The sequence below is a fragment of the Massilia glaciei genome (genome assembly GCF_003011895.2).
Classification (GTDB): domain Bacteria; phylum Pseudomonadota; class Gammaproteobacteria; order Burkholderiales; family Burkholderiaceae_D; genus Telluria_A; species Telluria_A glaciei.
The window spans coordinates 1-21,584 of sequence record NZ_PXWF02000024.1 but is presented as its reverse complement, the minus strand read 5'-3'; the positions used below and the strand labels follow the sequence as shown (position 1 = coordinate 21,584).

Genomic DNA, 21,584 nt, shown 5'->3' with positions numbered 1-21,584 from the left:
CAGCGCCGCCGGCGCGCCGCCCGCGCCGCGCTTGCCGGCCGCCGCGCTCGCGCAGTACGCCGGCCGCTACCAACTGGCGCCCGGCTTCACGCTGACGGTCAGCGCCGACGCCGACGGCCTGCTGGCGCAAGCGACCGGACAGGCGCCGGCGCCGCTGTTCGCGCGCAAGGCCGATGAATTCTTCTACAAGGTGGTCGACGCCAGCGTGACGTTCGCGCGCGGCGCCGACGGCAAGGTCAACGCGCTCACGCTGCACCAGGACGGGCGCGCCATGCCGGCGCCGCGCGTCGACGCCGCCGCGCCAGCCGCGCCGCAGCGCGCGGAGGTGGCGCTGGCCGACGACCTGATGCGCCAGTACGTGGGCAGCTACGCGATGGGGCCGGGGTTCAATCTGGACATCACGCTCGACGCCGGCCAGTTGCATGCGCAGGCGACCGGACAGGGACGCAACCGCCTGTTCGCCTCGGCCAAGGACGAATTATTCCTCAAGGTGGTCGATGCCCGGTTGCGCATCAAGCGCGGCGGCGACGGCGCCGTGACCGGACTGGTGCTGCTGCAAAACGGCGCCGAGATGCCGGGCGCGCGCCTCGCCGATTAGCGCGGCGGGTCGCAAATCACGACGGCGGACGCACAAGGCGCATGCACATGCTAAGGTGCACGCTTTGTGCCGTGCCGTTCCCGTCTTCCACCACTGCCGCCAGGTGACACCGTGCCGACCATCCTGATCCCCCTGCCCGCCGACTACCGCAGCGCCGACGTGCTGGCCTTCCACAGCCGCGACGCCGAAGGGCTGGCCGAGCAAGTCACGCCCGGGCGCATCCGCAAGGGCGTCATGCTCGGCGGCGTGCCGGTGGTGCTCGACGTCGCGCTCGGCGCCGACGCAGCCCGCTGCGAAATCGACGCCGACAGCGTTCTGACGCCGGCCCAGGTCGGGCAGCTCCGGCAAGCGCTGCTGAGCATTCTGGGCCTGCGCATCGATCCGGCGCCGTTCCTGCGGTTCGTGCGCGACGACCCGCTGCTGGGCGCGCTGGCGCGGCGCCAGCCGGGCCTGCGCATCGTACAGTCGGCCACCATCTTCGAAGCCCTGACCTGGGCCATCATCGGCCAGCAGATCAACCTGACCTTCGCCATCGCGCTGCGCCGCACCTTCATCGAGCAGGCCGGCGCGCGCCACAGCAGCGGCCTGTGGTGCTACCCGGAGGCGCACGCGGTCGCGCAACTGGCGCCCGAGGCGTTGACCACGCGCAAATTCTCGCGCGCGAAGGCCGAGACCCTGCTGCGCCTGGCCGGCCTGGTCGACGCCGGCGCGCTCGGCCTCGGCCTCGACGACGACATCGCGGCCGTCTCGCAATCACTGCTCGCGGTCAAGGGCATCGGGCCGTGGACGGTCAACTACGCCCTGCTGCGCGGCTACGGCCACCCCGACTGCTCGCTGCACGGCGACGTCGCCATCCGCGCCGCCCTGCAGCACCTGCTCGGCGAAGACAGCAAACCGGACATGGCGCGCACCGAGGCCTTGCTGGCGCGCTACAGCCCGCACCGAACCATGGCGGCGGCCCACCTCTGGGCCAGCCTGCATCCGCGCGACCTTGACTAATCCGCAAGTAAAGATGTCGTAAAAGCACACGGACGGTGCAAGCCTTGGCCTTCGTCAAACCGCACCCGCCCTCCTTTGGCAAGACTGGATAACCAGCAATTATTTGCCGCCACCCAAAGGAGACTGCCATGACGAGAAACACGCTCTGTTTTCTGCTGTTGATGACGTGTGCGGTGGCGGCGAGCGCCAAGGGCGGGGCGGACCAGGGCGCGGCGTACGCAGGCTGGCGCGTGCTCGACGCCGGCGCCGACCAGAGCGCCGCCGAGGAGCGCCCGGGCACCAATATCGGCTTCGGCTTCGGCTACGGCTACGCGCGCAGCCAGTCGCGCGCGCGCGAACTGCGCGGCTATTTGAACGAGTCCGACGCCGAATTCAACGATCCTCCCCTGCGCGCGCTGCTGACGGTGGCGCTGCGCATGCCGCGCCGGCTGCACGGCACGCAGGCGATGCTAGCCTCGAACGGCGGCGACGGCGCGCCCGCGCTCGCGCTCGCGGCCAAGCACTTCAGCGGCACCTGGACGTATTCGGTCGCGGCGATGGTCGAGGGCGACGAGAGCGAGCGGCGCGAAGACGGCGCCCGCCTCTCCGGCGCGCTCACCCTGCAGGCCGAGCACCGGTTCTCGGCCGGGCTCACCGCCTTCGCCAGCTTCAGCCGGATCCGCGGCATCCGCGAAGGGGAACACGGATTGTTCCGCATCGGCATGGCACGCAGCTTCGGCGATTGACTCATCGCCCAACCCTGAAAAGCAAAAAGCCGCTGGTCACTTGCGTGATCAGCGGCTTTGCATTTGGTTGCGGGGACAGGATTTGAACCTGTGACCTTCGGGTTATGAGCCCGACGAGCTGCCAGACTGCTCCACCCCGCAGGCGAATTATACGGGCCCGCAAGGAATTAGGCAATATCAATCTATCGCGCATGTGCGATAGCAACAGAAACGGTTCCCCGCGCGCGCTTTGGCAATCGCCGCCGGGCGCTTCCCGGCCCGGCACTGCCCGCCCAATCGGTGTAAAGTACGCGAAATGCATTGTTTATCCGTCCCCACCCCGTTTCCTCAATTCCACGGCGATCTATGAAATTCTGTTCCGAGTGCGCCCATCCGGTTGCCCTGTTCATCCCCGAAGGCGACAACCGGCCGCGCTACGTGTGCGCCCAATGCGCGACGATCCATTACCAAAACCCCAAAATGGTGGTCGGCTCGCTCCCGGTCTGGGAGCGCGACGGCGAGCTCAAGGTGTTGCTGTGCAAACGCGCGATCGAACCGCGGCACGGCTTCTGGACGCTGCCGGCCGGCTTCATGGAGAATAACGAGACCACGGCCGAGGCGGCCATCCGCGAGACCGAGGAGGAGGCCGGCGCCAACATCGCCCTCGGCGGCCTGTTCACGCTGCTCAACGTGGCCGCGGTGCACCAGGTCCATCTGTTCTACATGGCGCGCCTGCTCGACCTCGATTTCGCGCCCGGCATCGAAAGCCTCGAAGTGAAGCTGTTCAGCGAACGCGAGATCCCGTGGGACGACCTGGCCTTCCAGACCATCCGCACGACACTTGAACTGTTTTTCGCGGACCGCGTCAAAATGCAGGAGGGCGGCGGCGCCCATGGCTTCCACAGCCAAGACATCATCCGACCGATGCGTTTTCACAGCGACCCGCATAGCGAACCCGGCTGACAAAAAAATGATCCCCTGGCTCGACACCAGCTCGCCCTTTCCCGACGTCTCCGAGGCGCTCACGCTCGAGGCGCCCGGCCTGCTCGCGGCCGGGGCCGACCTGTCGCCGGCGCGCCTGTTGAGCGCCTACCGGCACGGCATCTTTCCCTGGTTCTCCGAGGGCCAGCCGATCTTGTGGTGGAGCACCGACCCGCGCATGGTGCTCATGACCGACCACTTCCGCCTCAGCGACAGCCTGCGCAAGACGCTGCGCAAGGTCGAACGCAGCGGTGCCGGCGGCGGCGACGGCCGCTGGCAGGTGCGTTTCGACAGCGCCTTCGGCAGCGTCATGCGCGCGTGCGCGGCGCCGCGCAAGGAGGGCCCGGGCACCTGGATCTCCGACGAGATCATCGAAGGCTACAGCGGCCTGCACGCGCTCGGCTACGCGCACTCGTCCGAGGTCTGGCTCGACGGCGAACTCGTCGGCGGCGCCTACGGCGTCTGCATCGGGCGCATGTTCTACGGCGAGTCGATGTTCGCGCGCGTGACCGACGGTTCAAAAATCGCGCTGGCCTACCTCGTCGCGTTTTTGCGCACCCAGGGCGTGGCCATGATCGACTGCCAGCAAGAGACCAGCCACCTGGCCTCGCTGGGGGCGGCCCCGATCACGCGCAAGGCATTTCTGGCGCACCTCGGGGCGGCCATCGGCGAGCCCGCCATCGGCCACTGGCATCCCGTCACACCGCGCGCCGCGGGCCTGTAAGAATCCGTTTTTTTCATTACAATGACACCTACAACAGCAAAAACAGGAACAGGGGCCGCAGGCCGAGCCGCAAGCAGCAAGCAGCAAGCCGTAAGCCGCAAGCCGTAGCCCGACAGCCATCGATCCGCATCGAAAGCATCCTGCATGACGCACTTAAACGACCTGCCCTCCTCGACGCTACAGTTCTACACCACCGCGCCCTACCCGTGCAGCTATCTCGACGGCCGCCAGGCGCGCTCGCAGGTGGCCACGCCCTCGCACCTGATCAACGCCGACGTCTACTCCGAACTCGTGAAAAGCGGTTTCCGCCGCAGCGGCATCTTCACCTACCGCCCGTTCTGCGACGGCTGCAACGCCTGCATCCCGGTGCGCGTGCGCACGGCCGAGTTCAGCGCCACCCGCGCCCAGCGCCGCGCTTGCGCGCGCCACGCCAAGCTGCTCACCAGCGTCGCCAACCTGAGCTTCTCCAACGAGCACTACGCGCTCTACCTGCGCTACCAGACCACGCGCCACGTGGGCGGCGGCATGGACCAGGACAGCCGCGACCAGTACGCGCAGTTCCTGCTGCAAAGCCGCGTCAACACCCGGCTCGTCGAGTTCCGCGAACCCGACGGCGTGTTGCGCATGGTCTCGATCATCGACGTGCTCTCCGACGGCCTGTCCTCGGTCTACACCTTCTTCGACCCCGACGTCCACGGCGCCTCGTTCGGCACCTACAACGTGCTCTGGCAGATCGCCCAGGCCGACGAGCTCAAGCTGCCGTACGTCTACCTCGGCTACTGGATCGAGCAAAGCCCCAAAATGGCCTACAAGATCAACTTCCGCCCGCTCGAGGCGCGCATCAACGGCCGTTGGGCAACGCTCGAGAAGTAGGCGGGCCGGTCCGGGCGGGGTAAAATGCCCGGCATCCGCCGCCAACCACCGCCCCCCATGTCCGAAAAACTCCTGTACGCCCTGACCCGCCCCCTGCTGTTCGCGCTCGACGCCGAAACCGCCCACAAGCTGACCCTGCCGGCGCTGCGCCGCGCCGCCGCGCTCGGGCTCACGCGCGCCGTGCGCAAACCGGCGCCCGACCCGCGCACCGTGATGGGCATCACCTTCCCCAACCCGGTCGGCCTGGCCGCCGGGCTCGACAAGGACGGCGCCTACATCGACGGCCTCGCCGCGCTCGGCTTCGGCTCGATCGAGGTCGGCACGGTGACCCCGCGCGCGCAGGCCGGCAATCCGCTGCCGCGCATGTTCCGGCTGCCGGCGGCCAGGGGCATCATCAACCGCATGGGTTTCAACAACGGCGGCGTGGACGCCTTCGTGGCCAACGTGCAAGCGTCGAAGTTTTACCAGAACAAGGAGGGCGTACTGGGCTTGAACATCGGCAAGAACGCCGACACCCCGATCGAGCGCGCCGCCGACGACTACCTGCTGTGCCTCGAGAAGGTCTATCCCTACGCCAGCTATGTGACGGTCAACATCTCCTCGCCCAACACCAAGAACCTGCGCCAGTTGCAGGGCGCGTCCGAACTCGACGCCCTGCTCGCCCAGCTCAAGGAGGCGCAGTCGCGCCTGGCCGAGCGTCACAAGCGCTACGTGCCGATCACGCTCAAGATCGCGCCCGACATCGACGCCGAGCAGATCAAGAACATCGCCGGCGCGCTGCTGCGCCACAAGATCGACGGCGTGATCGCCACCAACACCACGCTCAGCCGCACGGCCGTCGCGGGCATGCGCCACGGCGACGAGGCCGGCGGCCTGTCGGGCGCGCCCGTGTTCGAACTGTCGAACGCGGTGATCCGCGCGCTCAAGGCCGAACTCGGCGACGCGCTGCCGATCATCGGCGTCGGCGGCATCATGTGCGGCGCCGACGCCAAGGCCAAGTTCGACGCGGGCGCGGCGCTGGTGCAACTCTACAGCGGCCTGATCTACACCGGACCGGCGCTGGTGCGCGACTGCGCGCAGGCCGTGCGCCGCGGCTAACACTGACTTAAGGATTGCGATGAAAAAAACCACACTCGGCGCGAGCGGCCTGAAGGTGTCGACCGTGTGCCTGGGCACGATGACGTTCGGCGAACAAAACAGCGAGGCCGAGGCGCACAGCCAGCTCGACTACGCGCTCGAGCGCGGCATCAACTTCATCGACACGGCCGAGATGTACCCGGTCAAGCCGAACCCGGCCACGCAGGGCGCGACCGAACGCTTCATCGGCACCTGGCTGCAAAAGACGGGCCGCCGCGGCGACATCGTGCTCGCGACCAAGATCACCGGGCCGGCCCCGGGCATGCCCTGGATCCGGGACGGGCGCAACGACCTCGATCCGGCCAACCTGCGCGCCGCGGTCGAGGCCAGCCTGCGCCGCCTGCGGACCGACCACATCGACCTGTACCAGCTGCACTGGCCGAGCCGCAACGTCCCGATCTTCGGCGCCCACGCCTTCGAGCCCGGGCGCGAGCGCGCCTGCGTGGCGATCGAGGACACGCTGGCCGCGCTGGGCCAGTTGATCGACGCCGGCAAGATCGGCCACATCGGCATCTCGAACGAGAGCGCCTGGGGCGTGTGCGAATACATCAAGCGGTCGGAACTGAAGGGCCTGCCGCGCATCGCGACGCTCCAGAACCTGTACAACCTGAGCGCGCGCGGTTTCGAGACCAGCCTGCTCGACGAGGTTTGCTTCCGCGAGAACGTGGGCCTGCTCGCCTACAGCCCGCTCGCCTTCGGGCAACTGAGCGCGAAATACCTCGACGACCCGAAGGCGCACGGCCGGTTGACGATTTTCCCGCCGTCATGGAGCCCGCGCTACGTGCGTCCGGCGGTGCTGGCGGCGGCGGCCGAGTATGCGGCGCTGGCGCGCGCCAACGGCATGACGCCGGCGGCGATGGCGCTGGCGTGGTGCTACTCGCGCCCGTTCGTCGCCTCGACCATCATCGGCGCGACCACCATGGCCCAGCTGAAAGAAAACATCAACGCCGCCGGCATCACCTTGTCGGCCAAGGTCATCGACGCGATCGACGCCATCCACATGCGGCGCCCCGATCCGGGCCAGTGAGCGCACGCACACGTGAAAAAGGCGCCCCCGGGCGCCTTTATTCATTGTCTCTATTTATTTATGTATCACCCGCTCGCTGGTGATACATTTTTGCATGGCCTAGGAGCCTGTCGGACTTAGGATCGTCGGCTGCAAAAAGCGCTGGACGGTACATATTTCGCCGTTTTCTCGGCCAATAGCTCGCTATTGGCACTGCGAAATCGTCAAAATCTGTCCTCGCCCAGCGTTTTTTTTGCCTCGACCGTTTCGCTTCGACTCCCTAAGCCCGACAGGCTCCTAGAAAATCAGCTTGGCCGCGACCCCGGTCAGGGTCATCGCCAGCAGGCCGCGCAGGAAGCGTTCGGGCACCGAGCGCGCGATCCACGAGCCGAGCGTGATGCCAGGCACCGAGCCGAGCAGCAAGGTCGCCAGCAGCGTCCAGTTGATCGAGCCGAGCCACCAGTGGCCGAAGGCGGCGATGGCCGTCAGCGGCACCGCGTAGGCGATGTCGGTGCCGGCCACCTCGGCCGCCGTCAGGCGCGGGTACAGCAGCACCAGCAAGGTCGCGCCGATGGCGCCGGCCCCGATCGACGAGACCGTCACGAGCACGCCGAGCACGGCGCCGCAGACGATGGTGGCGATCGCCAGCGGCCGGCCCCGCAACTGGCGCTCGGGATGGGTGTTGATCCAATTGAGCATCTTGCCCTTGAACAGCAGCGCGACGACCGTGAGCAGCACCGAGCCGGCGATCGAATAGCGGATGATCTGGCCGATTTGCTTGTCGAGCGTGCCGAAGTACTTGAGCGCGAACGTGGCCAGCACCGCCGCCGGCAGGGCGCCCCAGCACAGGCGCTTGACGATGTCCCAGTTGACGGTGCCGCGCAGGCGGTGCGTTAAGGTGCCGGCCGCCTTGGTGATCGAGGCGAACGCGAGGTCGGTGCCGACCGCGACCGCGGGCGGCACGTTGAAAAACAAGGTCAGCAGCGGCGTCATCAGGGATCCCCCGCCCACGCCGGTCATGCCGACCAGCAGCCCGACCGCGAATCCCGAAATAATGTACGTCAATAGCATGAAGACCCTTCCAAAGTATGGACGAGCGTAACCGGTCCCCTGTCCAATCCAAACGACAGCTTACTTATTTGCTTATGCCGGTTGATTTATGCCGGTTGATTTATGCCGGTTGATTTATGCCGGTTGACCGCCTGTGCCGGCGCCGGACGGGGGCGGGCCGCACCGGGCGGCCGGGCGCGGGCCGGCAGCGCCGCGGCGGGTCAGTAGAAGCGGCGGGGCAGAGGCTGAGAGTTTTTCGGGCGTGTCCGAGCAGCCCGCCAGAAAGCGGCAGATCGAGGCGCAAAGCACAGCCATAGCGGGCTATGGCGAGCATTTGCAACGACGAACTGGCGCTTTCTGGCGTGATGAGCGGGCATGATCGAAAGACTCTCAGCCTCTCAGTAGAAGCGGTAGAACAGCACCAGGCCCCAGGCGGCCAGCGCGAGGCAGACCGTGAGCGCGACGGCGGCGCTGCCGTAGTCCTTGGCGTTCTTCGACAGCGGGTGGTGCTCGAGCGAGATGCGGTCGACCACAGCCTCGAGCGCCGAATTGAGCAATTCGACGATCAGCACCAGCACCAGCACCCCGATCAGTACGAATTTCTGGAACGCCGATATCTTGAGCATCAGCGCGATGACGGTGCCGATGGCCGCCAGCACGACCTCCTGGCGGAACGCGTGCTCGTTGTTCCAGGCCGACTTGAGACCGTCGATCGAGTAAAAAAAGGCGGCGAAGATGCGCTTGAGGCCGCTCTTGCTCTTGAACTGGCTGACCGGTTGTTCCATGGGGGATTCTCAAAAAAGTGGGCGAAACACGGGGGCGAACTATGCAATATTGCATTATGCCCGGCCGGGGCCGCGATTCGGCGGCAAATTGCGCCTTGACGCGCGCGATTGCCACATCTTTTCACAATGTGGTATAAAGAGGGAACGAATACTGCACCGCACCAACCACATTATGAAAATCGAATCTCTCGAACCGGCCAAAACCTCGATCCAGGTGATCGAACGCATGGTCGCCCTGCTCGACGCGCTGGCCAATTACAGCGACCCCGTCAGCCTCAAGGAATTGTCCAAGGTGTCGGGCCTGCACCCGTCGACGGCGCACCGGATCCTCAACGACATGGTCATCACGCGCTTCGTCGACCGGGTCGAACCGGGCACCTACCGGCTCGGCATGCGCCTGCTCGAGCTGGGCAACGTGGTCAAGAGCCGGCTGTCGGTGCGCGAGGCGGCGCTCGACTTCATGCGCGCGCTGCACAAAAAAACCCAGCAAACGATCAACCTGTCGGTGCGCCAGGGCGACGAGATCGTCTACATCGACCGCGCCTTCTCCGAGCGCTCGGGCATGCAGGTGGTGCGCGCGATCGGCGGACGCGGCCCGCTGCACCTGACCTCGACGGGCAAATTGTTCCTGTCGGTCGACGAGCCGAAGGCGATCCGCGCCTATGCCACGCGCACCGGGCTGGCCGGCCACAACAAGAATTCGATCACCGACCTCGCCAAGCTCGAGCGCGAGCTCAGTCTGGTGCGCGCGCGCGGCTACGCGCGCGACAACGAGGAGCTCGAGCTCGGCGTGCGCTGCATGGCGGCCGGCATCCACGACGATTCGGGCAAGCTGATCGCGGGGCTGTCGATCTCGGCCCCGGCCGACCGCCTGCAGGAGGAGTGGCTCGAGGACCTGACCGGCACCGCGGCCCAGATTTCGGCCACGCTCGGCTACATGCCGCCGCTGTAGGGCGGCGCGGGATCAAAAAAGGGCGCCGTCGGCGCCCTTTTTTATACCTGCAAACATAGCCGCGGACCTTATGCGCGCAACCTTACATGCCGGGCGGGCTGATCGCCTCGAGCCACTTGCGGATCCGTCCCGCGTCGGCCGTGCGCGACTGCTTGCCCTTCGAGTCGAGGAACACCATGACCACGGCGCGGCCCTGGATCATGGTTTGCATCACGAGGCAGCGGCCGGCCTCGTTGATGAAGCCGGTTTTTTGCAGGCCGATGTCCCACTCGGGATTGGCCACCAGATGGTTGGTGTTGGAGTACTGCAAGGTGCGTCCGCTGGCGTCGACGAAGGACTTCGGATCGGTCGAATACTGGCGCAGCAGGGGTTCGGTGTGGGCGGTGACGACCAGCCGGGCCAGGTCGCGCGCGCTGGCCACGTTCCGGCTCGACAGGCCGCTGGTGTCGACATAGCGCGTGTCGCGCATGCCCAGCAGTTGCGCCTTGGTGTTCATGGCGGCGACGAACGCGGCGCGCCCGCCCGGGAAGTAGCGCCCCAGCACGGAGGCGGCGCGGTTCTCGGAACTCATGAGCGCCAGGTGCAGCATGGTGCCACGGCTGAGCTGGGTGCCGATGCGCAGGCGCGAGCCGGTGCCCTTCTCGTGGTCGATGTCGTCCTCGCTCACGGTGAGCAGCTCGTTCATGTCCTGCTTGGCCTGGACCACGATCAGGCCCGTCATGAGCTTGGTGATCGAGGCGATCGGCAGGGCGATGTTGGCGTTTTTCTCGAACAACACTTCGGAGCTGGCCTGGTCGAGCACTAAGGCGGCGCTCGATTTGAGGTCGAGCGGGTCGCGCGTGAGGTTCAGGCCGGCGCGGTCGCCCATGGTCATGAAGCTGCGGGCGGGGGCGGAAACGACAACGCGTTGCATCGCCTGCTTGCGCCCGCCGCGGTATTTGACGGTGCGCCGGGCCGACTGCGCGCGCGCCGCCTTGCGCTTGGTCAGCACCTTGCGCGTGACGCGCTTTTGGTTCTGGGCCTTCTGGACTTTTTTGGAAGCCGACGACGCTCCTGCCCCCGCCTTCGCCTCAACCGGGGCCGGAGCGAAGAAAAACAACATGGACAGGAGAGCGCTTAACGCAAGCTTAAACATCGGTATTTCCTTTGAAGCGGACAGAGCAGAACAATTTCAGTGTAGCAAAAAGCAGACCATGCGCAAGAAACCAATCGTGCAAGCCGGGTTTCCTTGAGTTTAAACAATGGCCTTTTGGAAATTAAATTTCCTTGTATTTCAACAGTGTACGCGCTTATTCAAGAAACTGGACGAAGCCCGAAACGTGCTCGCGCGCGGTGACCAGGGAATTTTCGATTTTCGCGGGGTCGGCGTGCCCGAGCGCCATGCCGCACACCACCATCTCGCCGGGCGGCAGCGCAAGTTGTTCGGAGATAATTTTATGGAACTGGGTGAACGCCGCCTGCGGGCAGGTGTCGAGCCCGCGGCCGCGCGCGGCGACCATGATATTTTCGAGGAACATCCCGTAATCGAGCCAGGAACCCTGCTCGAGCACGCGGTCGATCGTGAAGATCAGGCCGACGGGGGCGTCGAAGAAGCGATAGTTGCGCGCGTGCTGGGCCGCCATGCCGGCCTTGTCGTCGCGCGTGAGGCCGAGCAGCGCGTACAGGTCCCAGCCGACCTTGCGCCGCCGGTCTATATACGGCGAGGTCCATTCGCGCGGGTAGTAGTTGTATTCCTCGGTGTGCAGGGCGGCGGCGGCCGGGTCCAGGTAGGCGGCCGTGATGGCGTCGGACAGGCGCGCCTTGGACGCGCCAGTGAGCACATACACCTTCCAGGGTTGGGTGTTGGTGCCCGACGGCGCGCGCGCGCTCACCTCGAGGATGCGTTCGATGTCGGCGCGCTCGACCGGGGTGGCCAAAAAAGCCCGGATCGAGCGCCGCGAGCTGATGGCGGCATCGACGGTTTGCTGCTGTTGGTTGGTGATCATGGCGTGTTCCTGGTTGTTTTCGTGTTTTGCCCGACGTGGCGCTGCCCGTCCCAAGCGTGCATTGTACTTGGCTGTACTTGGCGCGCCCCCGGCCGGTCCGCATGCGCGATGGGGGCGGCTCCCAAGCGCCGGAGCTTGGCTTGGCTTGGCTTGACGCGATCACCAACTGTTGCGCGACGCAGCAAGCATTCCGCCATTAGTTTGATATAAATCAACATTGCAGCTTAATAAAAAATGGCGCCGGCGCCCCCGCGGGCGCCGGCAAGTCCGTCATTTCCCCTATGGGAGAGGCCTGTTTTGGCGCCTTCCGCGCCCAACTCACCACGTTGTGCACTGCACAAATTCCGCTTGACTTGTTTTTTAAAGTCATTAAAATGGGTCTTGTTGCGCTGCACAATGTTTGTTCAGCCTGAGATATTCAGATTCACCTGCTTCACCGATTTGACGCAACATTTATCAACAATACTCACCCCAATTTGGAGAATTTTATGTTTGCAATCCCTGAGCAGTTTTCGAACGCCACCAAAGCCAATTTTGAATCGCAATTCGCGATCTTCTCGTCGTTGACCGCCAAGACGTTCGAAGGCATGGAGAAACTGGTTGAACTGAACATCACCGCCGCCCGCGCTTCGCTCGAAGAGTCGCAAGCTGCCGCGCGCCAACTGATGTCGGCCAAAGACCCACAAGAATTCTTCTCGCTGGCCGGCGCGCAAGCCCAGCCAAACGCTGAAAAGGCCGTTTCCTACGCCCGCCAGGTGGCCGCCATCGCCGCCGGCACCCAAGCCGAGTTCACCAAGGCCGCCGAAGTCCAGATCGCCGAAACCAACCGCAAGGTCGTTTCCCTGGTCGACGAAGTGAGCAAGAACGCGCCGGCCGGTTCGGAAAACGTCGTCGCCGCCCTGAAGGCATCGATCGGCAACGCCAACGCCGGCTACGAGCAACTGACCAAGACCACCAAGCAAGCGGTCGAGACGCTCGAAACGAACATGAACGCGGCCGTCAGCCAGTTCACGCAAGCTGCCCAGAAAGCCGCTCCAAAAGCTGCCAAGAAGTAATTGGCCAGCAGCCCGCCCGGCCCCGCGCCGGTGCCGGGCGACAAAAAAGCCCCGCCATTTACATGGCGTGGCTTTTTTTATTTGGAAACGCATGTGGCAACGCATTTGGCAAACGCCCGCCTGGGCGCCGGGCCTATTCCCCCAGATACGCCGCCTTCACGCGCGGATCGTGCAGCATGTCGGCCGCGTTGCCGCCCATGATGATCGAGCCCGAATCCATCACATAGCCGCGGTGCGCCGCCTCCAGCGCCAGCTTGGCGTTCTGCTCGACGAGCAGGATCGTGATGCCCTGCTTCGAGACATCCCGGATCACCTCGAAGATCTTCTCGACCATGATCGGCGCCAGGCCCATCGACGGCTCGTCGAGCAACAGCAGCTTCGGATGGCTCATCAGCGCGCGCGCCATCGCCAGCATCTGTTGCTCGCCGCCCGACAGGGTGCCGGCCATGGCCGCGCAGCGCTCCTTGAGGCGCGGAAACACCGAGTACCACTTCTCGATGTCGGCCGCCACGCCGGCCTTGTCGTCGCGCGTGTAGGCGCCCATGAGCAGGTTTTCCTCGATCGTCATGCGGGTGAACACGCCGCGCCCCTCCGGCACCATCGCCAGCTTGCGCTCGACCAACTGGAACGAGGTCGCGCCCTTGAGCGAGGCGCCCATGTAGTCGATCGTGCCTTCGACGGTGCACGGCGGCAAAGTGCCCGTGATCGCCTTGAGCGTGGTCGTCTTGCCGGCGCCGTTGGCGCCGATCAGGGTCACCAGTTCGCCCTGGTTGACCTCGAGGTCGACGCCCTTGACCGCCTTGATGCCGCCGTAGGAGACCTTCAGGCCCGCGATTTTGAGAACGTTTTGGCCGGTCATGCGTGCGCCCCTCCGAGGTAGGCGTCGATGACGGCCTGGTTTTTCTGTATGTCGGCCGGCACGCCCTCGGCAATCGGCTTGCCGTATTCGAGCACGGTGATGCGGTCGCACATGCCCATCATCAGCTTGACGTCGTGCTCGATCAGCAGCACCGTCTTGCCCGATTGCTTGATTTTGACGAGCAACTCGCGCAGCGCCAGCTTCTCGGTCGCGTTCATGCCGGCCGCCGGCTCGTCGAGCGCGAGCAACTGCGGCTCGGTCGCGAGCGCGCGCGCGATCTCGAGGCGGCGCTGGTCGCCATACGACAACAGGCGCGCGGTGCGCCCGGCGAACTTGCCGATGCCGACGAACTCGAGCAACTCCTGGGCGCGCGCGCGGATCGCCGCCTCCTCGAGGCGCGCCGCCTTGTGCCGGAACACGGCGCCGAACACGCCCTGGTGGGTGCGCACGTGGCAGCCGACCATCACGTTCTCGAGCACCGTCATGTCGCCGAACAGGCGGATGTTCTGGAAGGTGCGGGCGATGCCGGCCCTGGCCACCTCGTGCGGGGCCGACGGCGAATACGGCTTGCCGGCCAGCTCGAAGGTGCCCGAGTCGGGCTGGTACAGGCCCGTGATGACGTTGAAGAAGGTGGTCTTGCCGGCCCCGTTCGGTCCGATCAGGCCGTAGATCTGGCCCCGCATGATCTTGATGCCGACCCCGGTCAGGGCCTGCAGGCCGCCGAAGCGCTTGTTCACGTTGGCGATGTTCAGAATGATCTGCTCACCCATTGTCTGCTCACCCATTGTCTGTTCGCCCATGGTCTGTCCGCTCATTTGGCCAGGCTCACAACGCCGGTGGCCGGTTCGGGTTTGTCGGTGTCGGCGTCGGGCCGGTCCTCGTGGCGCGGGGCCGGCCACAGGCCGGCCGGGCGCCACAGCATCATCAGCACCAGCGCCAGGTTGTACATCAGCAGGCGCAACACCTCGGCCGCCAGCAGCACCTCGCCGAACAGGAACACCTGCAGCGGCTCGACCGCGAAGCGCAGCAACTCCGGCATCGCCGCGAGCAGCACGCCGCCGAGGATCACGCCGGGGATGTGGCCGATGCCGCCGAGCACCACCATCGCCAGCACGACGATCGACTCGGTCAGCCCGAACGACTCGGGCGAGACGAAGCCCTGGAACGAGGCGAACATGGCGCCGGCGACGCCGCCGAACGAGGCGCCCATGGTGAACGCGAGCAGCTTGATGTTGCGCGTGTTGATGCCCATCGCCTTGGCCGCGATCTCATCCTCGCGGATCGCGACCCAGGCGCGCCCGAGGCGCGAATGCTGCAGGCGCGAGGTCACGAACACGGTCGCCACGCACAGGAACAGGAACAGGAAGTAATACGCGTTCACGGACGGCATCGAGAATCCGCCCAGCACCACGGTCGCCTGCGAACCGGGCTCGCCCGCGAGCGAGACCCCGAAGATGCGGATCGGGTCGATCCCGTTGATGCCCTGCGGGCCGTTGGTGAAGTTGATCGGGTCGTTCAGGTTGTTCATGAAGATGCGGATGATCTCGCCGAAGCCGAGCGTGACGATGGCCAGGTAGTCGCCGCGCAGCTTGAGCGTGGGCGCGCCCAGCAGCGCGCCGAACAGGCCCGCCACGGCGGCCGCGAGCGGCACGATGATCCACACCGACAGGTGGATGCCCTCGTCGCGGATCTGTTCGCCGAGCACGCTGACGAGGAACTCGCCTAGCATCGGATAGTTGTAGACGATCGACTCGAGCAGCGCGGCGAACTGGGGCGAGGCGAGCAGGCCGGTCAGGTAGGCGCCGACGGCGAAGAAGGCGATGTAGCCGAGGTCGAGCAGGCCGGCGAAGCCGACCACGATGTTCAGGCCCAGCGCGAGCATGATGAACAGCAGCGCCATGTCGATCATGCGCACCCAGGCGTTGCCGAACTGGGACGCCACGAACGGGAAGATCAGCATCAGCACCAGCACCACGCCCATGCTGATATAGGCCTTGCGCTTGTCGCGCTGGACGTCGAAGGAGAGGAGAGCCATGGAAGTTCCTTATTCAGTTCTCGGTCAGGCGCGGTCGGCCACGCGTTCACCCATGATGCCGGACGGACGCACAGTCAGCACGAGGATCAGCACGACGAACGCAAATATGTCCTGGTAGTGGCTGCCGAAGAAGCCGCCCGTGAGGTCGCCGATGTAGCCGGCGCCGAGCGCCTCGATCAGGCCCAGCAGCAAACCGCCGATCATCGCGCCGTAGATGTTGCCGATGCCGCCCAGCACAGCCGCCGAGAACGCCTTCAAGCCCGGCAAAAAGCCCATCGCGAAGCCGATCGACGAGTAATTGGCGCCCCACATGACCCCGGCCACGGCCGCGAGCGCGGCGCCGATGGCGAAGGTGGTGACGATCACCTTGTTCGCGTCCACGCCCATCAGGCCGGCCACGCGCGGATTCTCGGCGGTGGCGCGCATGGCGCGCCCCATCTTGGTTTTTTCGACCAGCACCACCAGCGCGCCCATCGACAGGGTGGCCAGCGCCAGCAGCAGCAGTTGGGTCTGCGAAATGACGGCGCCGCCGATGGCGATCGGCTCGCTCGAGAGCAGTTGCGGGAACGGCAGCGGGCTGCGGCCCCAGATCATCATCGAGAACGTGGTCAACAGGCCCGAGATGCCGATCGCGGTGATCAGGGGCGCCAGCCGCGGCGCGTTGCGCAGGCGGCGGTAGGCGACCCGCTCGATGAGCACATTGACCGCCATGCAGACCGGAATGGCGCCGAGGATGGCAAGCATCAGCTGGACGTAGCCGGGCAGGCCCGGAAAGAAATTATCGAGCAGGCCGATGATGGTCAGGCCGACCATGGCGCCGACCATGAGCACGTCGCCGTGCGCGAAGTTAATCAAGTTCAACACGCCATACACCATCGTATAGCCGAGGGCGACGAGCGCGTACATGCTGCCCATCACCAGCCCGTTGATAATCTGTTGGATAAATGTATCCATGATTCGCCTGCCTCACTTTATTTCGATATAACAAAAACGGCACCCGGGAAAACCCGTGTGCCGCTCCTGGATTGACGGTATTTACGAGCGTGCGGGCAAGCTTCGCCGCACGCAAAAGCGTATTCTGTGACAAATGTTCCAAGCGTCGCCATGATAGCGAGGTTTGGTAAAAAGTAATACCGGAAAATCCGGGGAGTGCCAAATATTATTCGGCCGCGTGAGGGGTGGCGGGGGCGCGGCGGCTTGATGCCGCGGAAGGAAGTGCGCACTAGACATTGACCGAAAAAACAACCACCGTCATCCCCGCGAAAGTGCAAACGCATGCGTTTGCCCCATGCCGAGCCTGCCCATACGCGCAGTTCGACTCTTCAGGCCCGGGACGAGACGATTTCTGAAGCGACACAATGGCCATGCCGGCGCATTGCCACGTCAAGGCTTCCGATCCTGGACGGCAGCGCCCGCGCGTGGGACGACGTGCCCGCCGGCGCGGCCTGTCAAAGCGCGCTCTTGACGCCGCCGTCGAGCCCCTTGGGCAGCGGGAACGTCACATGCTCCTCGACGCCGTCGAGCGCGCGCACGCTGCGCGCGCCGAGTTCCCTAAGCCGCGCGATGACCTCGTCGACCAGCACCTCGGGCGCCGAGGCGCCGGCGGTGACGCCGATGCGCAGCTTGCCGATGATCCATCGCGGATCGATCAGGGTCGCGTTGTCGACCATATACGCGGGGATGCCCTTCTTTTCGGCCACCTCGCGCAGGCGGTTCGAGTTCGAGCTGTTGGGGCTGCCGACCACGATGACCACGTCGACCAGCGGCGCCATGAACTTGACGGCCTCCTGACGGTTGGTGGTGGCGTAGCAGATGTCGCCCTTTTTGGGTTCGATGATGTCGGGGAAGCGCAGCTTGAGCGCCTCGATGATGTCGGCCGTGTCGTCGACCGACAGCGTGGTCTGCGACACGTAGGCGAGGTTTTGCGGGTTCCTGACTGAGAGCTGTTGCACGTCCGCCACGGTCTCGACGAGGTGCATGCCCTCCTCGGCCTGGCCCATGGTGCCCTCGACCTCCGGATGCCCCTCGTGCCCGATCATGACGATCTCGCAGCCGTTGCGGCGCATCTTGGCGACCTCGGCGTGCACCTTGGTCACCAGGGGGCAGGTGGCGTCGAAAATGGTCAGGCCGCGCGCCGTCGCCTCGGCCCGCACCGCCTTCGACACCCCGTGCGCCGAAAACACCAGGGTGTTGCCTGCCGGGACGTCCTCGAGCTCCTCGATGAAGATCGCGCCCTTGGCGCGCAGGTCGGCGACCACATAGGCGTTGTGGACGATCTCGTGGCGCACATAGATCGGCGCGCCGAATTGCTGGAGGGCGCGCTCGACGATTTCGATCGCGCGGTCGACCCCGGCGCAAAAGCCGCGCGGCTGGGCCAACAGGATCTGGGCGTCGACGCTGGCGACGAGGTCGGCGTCCATCGGGGTTGTCAGTGGTGTGCTCATGGGTTTCCTGTCTGCTGTGGGGGCCGAGCGCCGGGTGGCGGCTACAGGACCGAAATCAGTTTCACTTCGAATTGCAGGGACTGGCCGGCCAGCGGGTGGTTGAAGTCGAACAGGCATTCGCGCTCGCCGAGCTCGCGCAGCACGCCGGCGAAGCGCCCGCCGCCGGGCGCGGCGAAATCGACCAGGTCGCCCACCTTGTAGTCGGCCCCGGGCGCCGAGTTGTCGTCGAGCGTGGCGCGCGAGACCACGCGCACCAGTTCGTCGTTGCGCTCGCCGAAGGCCTGCGCCGGCGCCAGCGTGAAATTGCTGTGGCTGCCCTCGGGCAAGCCGAGCAGGCAATCCTCGAGGAAGGGCGCGAGCTGGCCCTGCCCCAGCATCAGGGTCGCCGGGTTCCCCTGAAACGTCGTGATCAGATCAGTACCGTCGCTCGTGGCGAGCCGATAATGGAGGGTCAGGTAGGCCGTCGGCGTGACGAGGGCGGGGGAAACAGTGGTCATAGTGATCGTCAAAGCTTGCAAACCGATATTGTAAGCCACCCGTGCCCGGGCGTCTGCATCGGCCGGCAAAAGGGGCGCCGCGGGCGCCGTCAACCAAGGATGCGGTGATGGGGATCAACGACTGGCCGGCCCAGCAGCGCCCGCGCGAACGCCTGATCGCGCACGGCGCGCGCGCCCTGTCCGACCCCGAACTGCTGGCCCTGTTCCTGCGCGCGGGGGTGCCGGGCAAGAACGCGGTCGAGCTCGGGCGCGATCTCATCACCCACTTCGGCTCTCTCAACGCCCTGTTCGGCGCCAGCTGCACCCAGTTCTGCGCGGTGCACGGGCTCGGCCCGGCCAAGTTCGCCCAGCTGCAGGCGGTCATGGAGCTGGCCCAGCGCGCGCTCGGTGAACAATTGCGCGCCGGGCAGGCGCTCTGTTCGCCCGACGCCGTCAAACAATACCTGCGCCTGACATTGAGCAAAAAGGCGCACGAGTCCTTCGTCGTGCTGTTCCTCGACGTCAAAAACCGCCTGATCGCCTGCGAGGAGATGTTCCGCGGCACCCTCACCCACACCAGCGTCTATCCGCGCGAGGTCGTCAAGGCCGCGCTCGCCCACAACGCGGCCGGCGTGCTGCTGGCGCACAACCACCCCTCGGGCGCGCCCGAGCCGAGCGAGTCCGACCTGCTGCTCACGCGCGCGCTGGCGCAGGCGCTGGCCCTGGTCGACGTGCGCGTGCTCGACCATTTCGTCGTCGCCGGCCCACACGTGCATTCCTTCGCCGAACATGGGCAAATGTAGGGCCCGCCACATGGGCCACCGCGCGAAACCGCGCCCTCGTCGGCACAAGAAACTGGCGGCATGGCAAGTAGATCGGTACTATTAGGCAATGCGCCAACGGCCCGCCCCTCTTCAACGACACCAGCGACACCGCACGCTGGCGCCTGGCGTTCCCGCGCCCTACTCTGGAGTATTTATGAACAGAATCATGATCCCCATGGTTTTACTGCTTTCCTGCACCCCGCAGGCGTTCGCGGGAGATGTCCTGTCGTACGGCGTGCCCGATTACAAATGCGAGAATTATCTTGCCGCGTGCAAGACCGACGCTGAAAAGCAGATGTACCACCGCGCCGCCGCCGAGCGAACAAGGCAACAAGCGATCAACCGTGCGAACGAGGAGGCGGCCCGGGCCGCGCGCGAAGCCAGGCTGGCCGCCGAAGCGAAGAAGAAAAAGGACCAGTTTGATGAGTGGAAGGTCACGAAAACGCGCCGCGCCGAGGCCGAGAAACTCTACCAGCTGAAGTTGACAGCCGACCGTGCGCGGCCGAAGGCGCCGACCTCCAAGGCCGGCAATGGATTTTCACCGGTAGCGCGGCAATAAGGCCCGCCCCGCCTGCCGCCTGCCGACTGCCGAGCCGTGGCGCCAGTCGCGCCGCGATCAGAATCCCGTGACCGGCAATTTGTCGCAGTTGAATTTTAAAAATTCCGCCGCGTACTGGGCACGCAGCGTCAGCTCGCGGGTCGGAAAGGTGAATCCCACCGGATTTAACTCATTGGTCAAATTTTGGATTCGGATGCTGTTCCCGGGTGCGTCGACGGACTTGACGTCGGACCAGTCAATATAGTGGATCCATGTCGCTTGTTCATCCCGGGGCAGGTGCGGCGCGATCTGCTTTTCGTATTGAATTTTGCTCAGGCACTGGTTGGTCGGCTGGGGCTTAAAGGACTTGATGGCGCTCGAGTTGTAGCTCCATTTGAAGAATGTTTTAGGCACGCCCGGCAATTCGTGATGCGCCTGGTCCTTCACATTCCATTGCTTGTAATGCGCATCGTAAAAATCGACCTTCAGCAATCTGGCCTTTGCCAATTCCTCGAAGAACCTATGCGCCCCTTGCACGGTCTGTTTTGGCTCCGCCTCTTGCGCGTGGACGGCCCCTGCGCACGTCAGCGCCGCGACCAAAATTGCCAGTACTTTCCGCATTGTCATTCCTTTAGGCGATGGCTCGTTTCCATTCGCTACTGATTCTACTTTGGCGCTGTGAGTAGTTCAAGCCTTGCAATCCCCGACTGACCAACACGCGACACGGGTCCGGCCCGCCACCCGCGCGCGCTGGCGCGGGCCCTGTCGACGTCGGCGCGCCCGGCCGTTTTGTTGTCGCCGCCCCACATGCGCGTTCCTCCGCCGAACACGGGCAAATCCGGGGCGCCGCGCGGCGATGTTCGCTTGGAAACACTGCTCCCCGGGCGTCGAAGGCGGCGGCCGCCAAATTGTTAAATTTCTATGTCGTGGCGTGACACACTTGTTTTTCACAAGTCATTGATTAAGCTGTGCTTTTCGCGCTATACTCTCGTTTTTCCCGCATGTGGAAGTTTATTTAGGAGTGCGCTATGGCACGTGTCTGTCAAGTTACGGGTAAGGGACCGATGGTTGGTAACAACGTCTCCCACGCCAACAACAAAACGAAGCGTCGTTTTTTGCCTAACCTGCAAAATCGTCGTATTTTCGTTGAATCTGAAAACCGCTGGGTCTCCCTGCGTCTGTCCAACGCCGGTCTGCGCGTCATCGACAAAGTCGGCATCGATGCCGTTTTGACCGACATGCGCGCCCGTGGCGTTAAAGTTTAATTAGGGAGCTATCATGGCAAAAACTGGCCGCGACAAAATCAAGCTGGAATCGACTGCAGGCACGGGTCACTTCTACACCACCGACAAGAACAAGCGCACGATGCCTGCAAAAATGGAGATCATGAAGTTCGATCCCAAGGCACGCAAGCATGTCATGTACAAAGAAACCAAGATCAAGTAATCCCCGATCCCAGAATTCAAGTACCAGGAGAGCCGCCACGAAAGTGCGCGGCTCTTTTGTTTTGGGGCGCCGCGCCGCGCGGGTGTTGCCCATATCGTTACACACAACGCCAG

General features: G+C 65.0%; 25 protein-coding genes and 1 tRNA gene. 14 read left to right on the top strand and 12 right to left on the bottom strand.

Annotated features, from left to right (window positions below; all coding sequences use genetic code 11):
* The 3 genes from C7C56_RS01815 to C7C56_RS01805 form a co-directional block, all read left to right on the top strand.
* Window positions 1-598: DUF3471 domain-containing protein (locus tag C7C56_RS01815; protein ID WP_146204236.1), on the top strand; the 598-nt coding region annotated here is incomplete at its 5' end.
* A 111-nt stretch (window positions 599-709) separates the two neighbouring features.
* Complete coding sequence (locus tag C7C56_RS01810) at window positions 710-1,597, top strand: DNA-3-methyladenine glycosylase family protein (RefSeq protein ID WP_106755795.1); 888 nt, start codon at window positions 710-712, stop codon at window positions 1,595-1,597.
* A gap of 128 nt (window positions 1,598-1,725) precedes the next feature.
* Entirely contained in the window at window positions 1,726-2,322 is a 597-nt protein-coding gene (locus C7C56_RS01805; RefSeq protein ID WP_106755794.1) for a hypothetical protein, read from the top strand.
* A 64-nt stretch (window positions 2,323-2,386) separates the two neighbouring features.
* Here the strand turns inward: C7C56_RS01805 and C7C56_RS01800 are convergent.
* Window positions 2,387-2,463 (bottom strand) — tRNA-Met (locus tag C7C56_RS01800).
* Between the two features lie 204 nt (window positions 2,464-2,667).
* On the opposite strand from C7C56_RS01800, the gene C7C56_RS01795 reads away from it, so the two are divergent.
* The 5 genes from C7C56_RS01795 to C7C56_RS01775 all read left to right on the top strand — a co-directional run bounded on the left by C7C56_RS01795 (window position 2,668) and on the right by C7C56_RS01775 (window position 7,043).
* Complete coding sequence (locus tag C7C56_RS01795; protein ID WP_106755793.1) at window positions 2,668-3,264, top strand: NUDIX hydrolase; 597 nt, start codon at window positions 2,668-2,670, stop codon at window positions 3,262-3,264.
* A 7-nt stretch (window positions 3,265-3,271) separates the two neighbouring features.
* Window positions 3,272-4,006 (top strand): leucyl/phenylalanyl-tRNA--protein transferase, encoded by a 735-nt coding sequence (aat, locus tag C7C56_RS01790; protein ID WP_106755792.1) that lies wholly within the window; start codon window positions 3,272-3,274, stop codon window positions 4,004-4,006.
* 144 nt (window positions 4,007-4,150) lie between these two features.
* Entirely contained in the window at window positions 4,151-4,879 is a 729-nt protein-coding gene (locus C7C56_RS01785) for an arginyltransferase (RefSeq protein WP_106755791.1), read from the top strand.
* A 57-nt stretch (window positions 4,880-4,936) separates the two neighbouring features.
* Window positions 4,937-5,977 carry a quinone-dependent dihydroorotate dehydrogenase gene (locus C7C56_RS01780; RefSeq protein WP_106755790.1) on the top strand — a complete coding sequence of 347 codons (1,041 nt, stop codon included), beginning with the start codon at window positions 4,937-4,939 and terminating at the stop codon, window positions 5,975-5,977.
* 19 nt (window positions 5,978-5,996) lie between these two features.
* Entirely contained in the window at window positions 5,997-7,043 is a 1,047-nt protein-coding gene (locus C7C56_RS01775; protein ID WP_106755789.1) for an aldo/keto reductase, read from the top strand.
* Window positions 7,044-7,319: 276 nt separating this feature from the next.
* Here the strand turns inward: C7C56_RS01775 and C7C56_RS01770 are convergent, their stop codons facing one another.
* Together C7C56_RS01770 and C7C56_RS01765 are read right to left on the bottom strand one after the other, a co-directional pair.
* The gene (locus C7C56_RS01770) at window positions 7,320-8,093 is read right to left on the bottom strand and encodes a sulfite exporter TauE/SafE family protein (RefSeq protein ID WP_106755788.1); all 774 of its coding nucleotides are present in this window, start codon (window positions 8,091-8,093) and stop codon (window positions 7,320-7,322) included.
* Between the two features lie 377 nt (window positions 8,094-8,470).
* Complete coding sequence (locus C7C56_RS01765; protein ID WP_106755787.1) at window positions 8,471-8,857, bottom strand: diacylglycerol kinase; 387 nt, start codon at window positions 8,855-8,857, stop codon at window positions 8,471-8,473.
* 172 nt (window positions 8,858-9,029) lie between these two features.
* On the opposite strand from C7C56_RS01765, the gene C7C56_RS01760 reads away from it, so the two are divergent.
* Window positions 9,030-9,809 carry an IclR family transcriptional regulator gene (locus tag C7C56_RS01760; RefSeq protein ID WP_106755786.1) on the top strand — a complete coding sequence of 260 codons (780 nt, stop codon included), beginning with the start codon at window positions 9,030-9,032 and terminating at the stop codon, window positions 9,807-9,809.
* An 82-nt stretch (window positions 9,810-9,891) separates the two neighbouring features.
* Here the strand turns inward: C7C56_RS01760 and pbpG are convergent, their stop codons facing one another.
* A complete protein-coding gene (gene pbpG, locus C7C56_RS01755) occupies window positions 9,892-10,944 on the bottom strand; it encodes a D-alanyl-D-alanine endopeptidase (protein ID WP_106755785.1) in 1,053 nt (350 codons plus the stop codon).
* 154 nt (window positions 10,945-11,098) lie between these two features.
* Window positions 11,099-11,794, bottom strand: a complete 696-nt coding sequence (locus C7C56_RS01750; RefSeq protein WP_106755784.1) for a nitroreductase — start codon at window positions 11,792-11,794, stop codon at window positions 11,099-11,101.
* Window positions 11,795-12,282: 488 nt separating this feature from the next.
* Between C7C56_RS01750 and phaP the strand changes: the two genes are divergently transcribed.
* Window positions 12,283-12,849: a TIGR01841 family phasin gene (gene phaP / locus C7C56_RS01745; protein ID WP_106755783.1), complete on the top strand. Its 567-nt coding sequence runs from the start codon at window positions 12,283-12,285 to the stop codon at window positions 12,847-12,849.
* A gap of 133 nt (window positions 12,850-12,982) precedes the next feature.
* On the opposite strand, the gene C7C56_RS01740 is transcribed toward phaP, so the two are convergent.
* The 6 genes from C7C56_RS01740 to C7C56_RS01715 form a co-directional block, all read right to left on the bottom strand.
* Window positions 12,983-13,708 (bottom strand): ABC transporter ATP-binding protein, encoded by a 726-nt coding sequence (locus C7C56_RS01740; protein WP_106755782.1) that lies wholly within the window; start codon window positions 13,706-13,708, stop codon window positions 12,983-12,985.
* Window positions 13,705-14,478, bottom strand: coding sequence for an ABC transporter ATP-binding protein (locus C7C56_RS01735; protein ID WP_106755781.1), 774 nt, complete (start codon window positions 14,476-14,478; stop codon window positions 13,705-13,707). The genes C7C56_RS01740 and C7C56_RS01735 overlap by 4 nt, the downstream gene beginning before the upstream one ends.
* 41 nt (window positions 14,479-14,519) lie before the next feature.
* Window positions 14,520-15,743, bottom strand: coding sequence for an ABC transporter permease subunit (locus tag C7C56_RS01730; protein ID WP_106755780.1), 1,224 nt, complete (start codon window positions 15,741-15,743; stop codon window positions 14,520-14,522).
* 24 nt (window positions 15,744-15,767) lie between these two features.
* Entirely contained in the window at window positions 15,768-16,697 is a 930-nt protein-coding gene (locus C7C56_RS01725; RefSeq protein WP_106755779.1) for a branched-chain amino acid ABC transporter permease, read from the bottom strand.
* 494 nt (window positions 16,698-17,191) lie between these two features.
* The gene (ispH, locus tag C7C56_RS01720) at window positions 17,192-18,187 is read right to left on the bottom strand and encodes a 4-hydroxy-3-methylbut-2-enyl diphosphate reductase (protein ID WP_229457890.1); all 996 of its coding nucleotides are present in this window, start codon (window positions 18,185-18,187) and stop codon (window positions 17,192-17,194) included.
* 41 nt (window positions 18,188-18,228) lie between these two features.
* Window positions 18,229-18,684, bottom strand: coding sequence for an FKBP-type peptidyl-prolyl cis-trans isomerase (locus C7C56_RS01715; protein ID WP_106755777.1), 456 nt, complete (start codon window positions 18,682-18,684; stop codon window positions 18,229-18,231).
* 107 nt (window positions 18,685-18,791) lie between these two features.
* Between C7C56_RS01715 and radC the strand changes: the two genes are divergently transcribed.
* Both radC and C7C56_RS01705 read left to right on the top strand, forming a co-directional pair.
* Window positions 18,792-19,466, top strand: coding sequence for a RadC family protein (gene radC, locus C7C56_RS01710; RefSeq protein WP_106755776.1), 675 nt, complete (start codon window positions 18,792-18,794; stop codon window positions 19,464-19,466).
* Window positions 19,467-19,641: 175 nt separating this feature from the next.
* On the top strand, window positions 19,642-20,046 hold the full coding sequence (locus C7C56_RS01705) for a hypothetical protein (protein WP_146204235.1): 405 nt from the start codon (window positions 19,642-19,644) through the stop codon (window positions 20,044-20,046).
* Window positions 20,047-20,103: 57 nt separating this feature from the next.
* On the opposite strand, the gene C7C56_RS01700 is transcribed toward C7C56_RS01705, so the two are convergent.
* Window positions 20,104-20,646 carry a hypothetical protein gene (locus C7C56_RS01700; protein WP_146204234.1) on the bottom strand — a complete coding sequence of 181 codons (543 nt, stop codon included), beginning with the start codon at window positions 20,644-20,646 and terminating at the stop codon, window positions 20,104-20,106.
* A gap of 407 nt (window positions 20,647-21,053) precedes the next feature.
* Here C7C56_RS01700 and rpmB point away from each other — a divergent pair, with 407 nt between their 5' ends.
* Together rpmB and rpmG are read left to right on the top strand one after the other, a co-directional pair.
* On the top strand, window positions 21,054-21,290 hold the full coding sequence (rpmB, locus tag C7C56_RS01695; RefSeq protein ID WP_106755773.1) for a 50S ribosomal protein L28: 237 nt from the start codon (window positions 21,054-21,056) through the stop codon (window positions 21,288-21,290).
* A gap of 10 nt (window positions 21,291-21,300) precedes the next feature.
* Window positions 21,301-21,471 (top strand): 50S ribosomal protein L33, encoded by a 171-nt coding sequence (gene rpmG / locus C7C56_RS01690; protein WP_197422130.1) that lies wholly within the window; start codon window positions 21,301-21,303, stop codon window positions 21,469-21,471.
* Window positions 21,472-21,584: the final 113 nt, after the last annotated feature.

What these genes read in the sequence shown, in the direction of transcription:
- C7C56_RS01740 (WP_106755782.1), bottom strand. Translation starts at nt 13,708, where the DNA reads ATGACCGGCCAAAACGTTCTCAAAATCGCGGGCCTGAAGGTCTCCTAC.
- C7C56_RS01735 (WP_106755781.1), bottom strand. Translation starts at nt 14,478, where the DNA reads ATGGGTGAGCAGATCATTCTGAACATCGCCAACGTGAACAAGCGCTTC.
- rpmB (WP_106755773.1), top strand. Translation starts at nt 21,054, where the DNA reads ATGGCACGTGTCTGTCAAGTTACGGGTAAGGGACCGATGGTTGGTAAC.
- C7C56_RS01700 (WP_146204234.1), bottom strand. Translation starts at nt 20,646, where the DNA reads ATGCGGAAAGTACTGGCAATTTTGGTCGCGGCGCTGACGTGCGCAGGG.
- C7C56_RS01730 (WP_106755780.1), bottom strand. Translation starts at nt 15,743, where the DNA reads ATGGCTCTCCTCTCCTTCGACGTCCAGCGCGACAAGCGCAAGGCCTAT.
- radC (WP_106755776.1), top strand. Translation starts at nt 18,792, where the DNA reads ATGGGGATCAACGACTGGCCGGCCCAGCAGCGCCCGCGCGAACGCCTG.
- C7C56_RS01780 (WP_106755790.1), top strand. Translation starts at nt 4,937, where the DNA reads ATGTCCGAAAAACTCCTGTACGCCCTGACCCGCCCCCTGCTGTTCGCG.
- C7C56_RS01805 (WP_106755794.1), top strand. Translation starts at nt 1,726, where the DNA reads ATGACGAGAAACACGCTCTGTTTTCTGCTGTTGATGACGTGTGCGGTG.
- phaP (WP_106755783.1), top strand. Translation starts at nt 12,283, where the DNA reads ATGTTTGCAATCCCTGAGCAGTTTTCGAACGCCACCAAAGCCAATTTT.
- C7C56_RS01760 (WP_106755786.1), top strand. Translation starts at nt 9,030, where the DNA reads ATGAAAATCGAATCTCTCGAACCGGCCAAAACCTCGATCCAGGTGATC.
- ispH (WP_229457890.1), bottom strand. Translation starts at nt 18,187, where the DNA reads ATGAGCACACCACTGACAACCCCGATGGACGCCGACCTCGTCGCCAGC.
- aat (WP_106755792.1), top strand. Translation starts at nt 3,272, where the DNA reads ATGATCCCCTGGCTCGACACCAGCTCGCCCTTTCCCGACGTCTCCGAG.
- C7C56_RS01705 (WP_146204235.1), top strand. Translation starts at nt 19,642, where the DNA reads ATGAACAGAATCATGATCCCCATGGTTTTACTGCTTTCCTGCACCCCG.
- C7C56_RS01750 (WP_106755784.1), bottom strand. Translation starts at nt 11,794, where the DNA reads ATGATCACCAACCAACAGCAGCAAACCGTCGATGCCGCCATCAGCTCG.
- C7C56_RS01715 (WP_106755777.1), bottom strand. Translation starts at nt 18,684, where the DNA reads ATGACCACTGTTTCCCCCGCCCTCGTCACGCCGACGGCCTACCTGACC.
- pbpG (WP_106755785.1), bottom strand. Translation starts at nt 10,944, where the DNA reads ATGTTTAAGCTTGCGTTAAGCGCTCTCCTGTCCATGTTGTTTTTCTTC.
- C7C56_RS01725 (WP_106755779.1), bottom strand. Translation starts at nt 16,697, where the DNA reads ATGGATACATTTATCCAACAGATTATCAACGGGCTGGTGATGGGCAGC.
- C7C56_RS01775 (WP_106755789.1), top strand. Translation starts at nt 5,997, where the DNA reads ATGAAAAAAACCACACTCGGCGCGAGCGGCCTGAAGGTGTCGACCGTG.
- C7C56_RS01765 (WP_106755787.1), bottom strand. Translation starts at nt 8,857, where the DNA reads ATGGAACAACCGGTCAGCCAGTTCAAGAGCAAGAGCGGCCTCAAGCGC.
- C7C56_RS01785 (WP_106755791.1), top strand. Translation starts at nt 4,151, where the DNA reads ATGACGCACTTAAACGACCTGCCCTCCTCGACGCTACAGTTCTACACC.
- C7C56_RS01795 (WP_106755793.1), top strand. Translation starts at nt 2,668, where the DNA reads ATGAAATTCTGTTCCGAGTGCGCCCATCCGGTTGCCCTGTTCATCCCC.
- C7C56_RS01770 (WP_106755788.1), bottom strand. Translation starts at nt 8,093, where the DNA reads ATGCTATTGACGTACATTATTTCGGGATTCGCGGTCGGGCTGCTGGTC.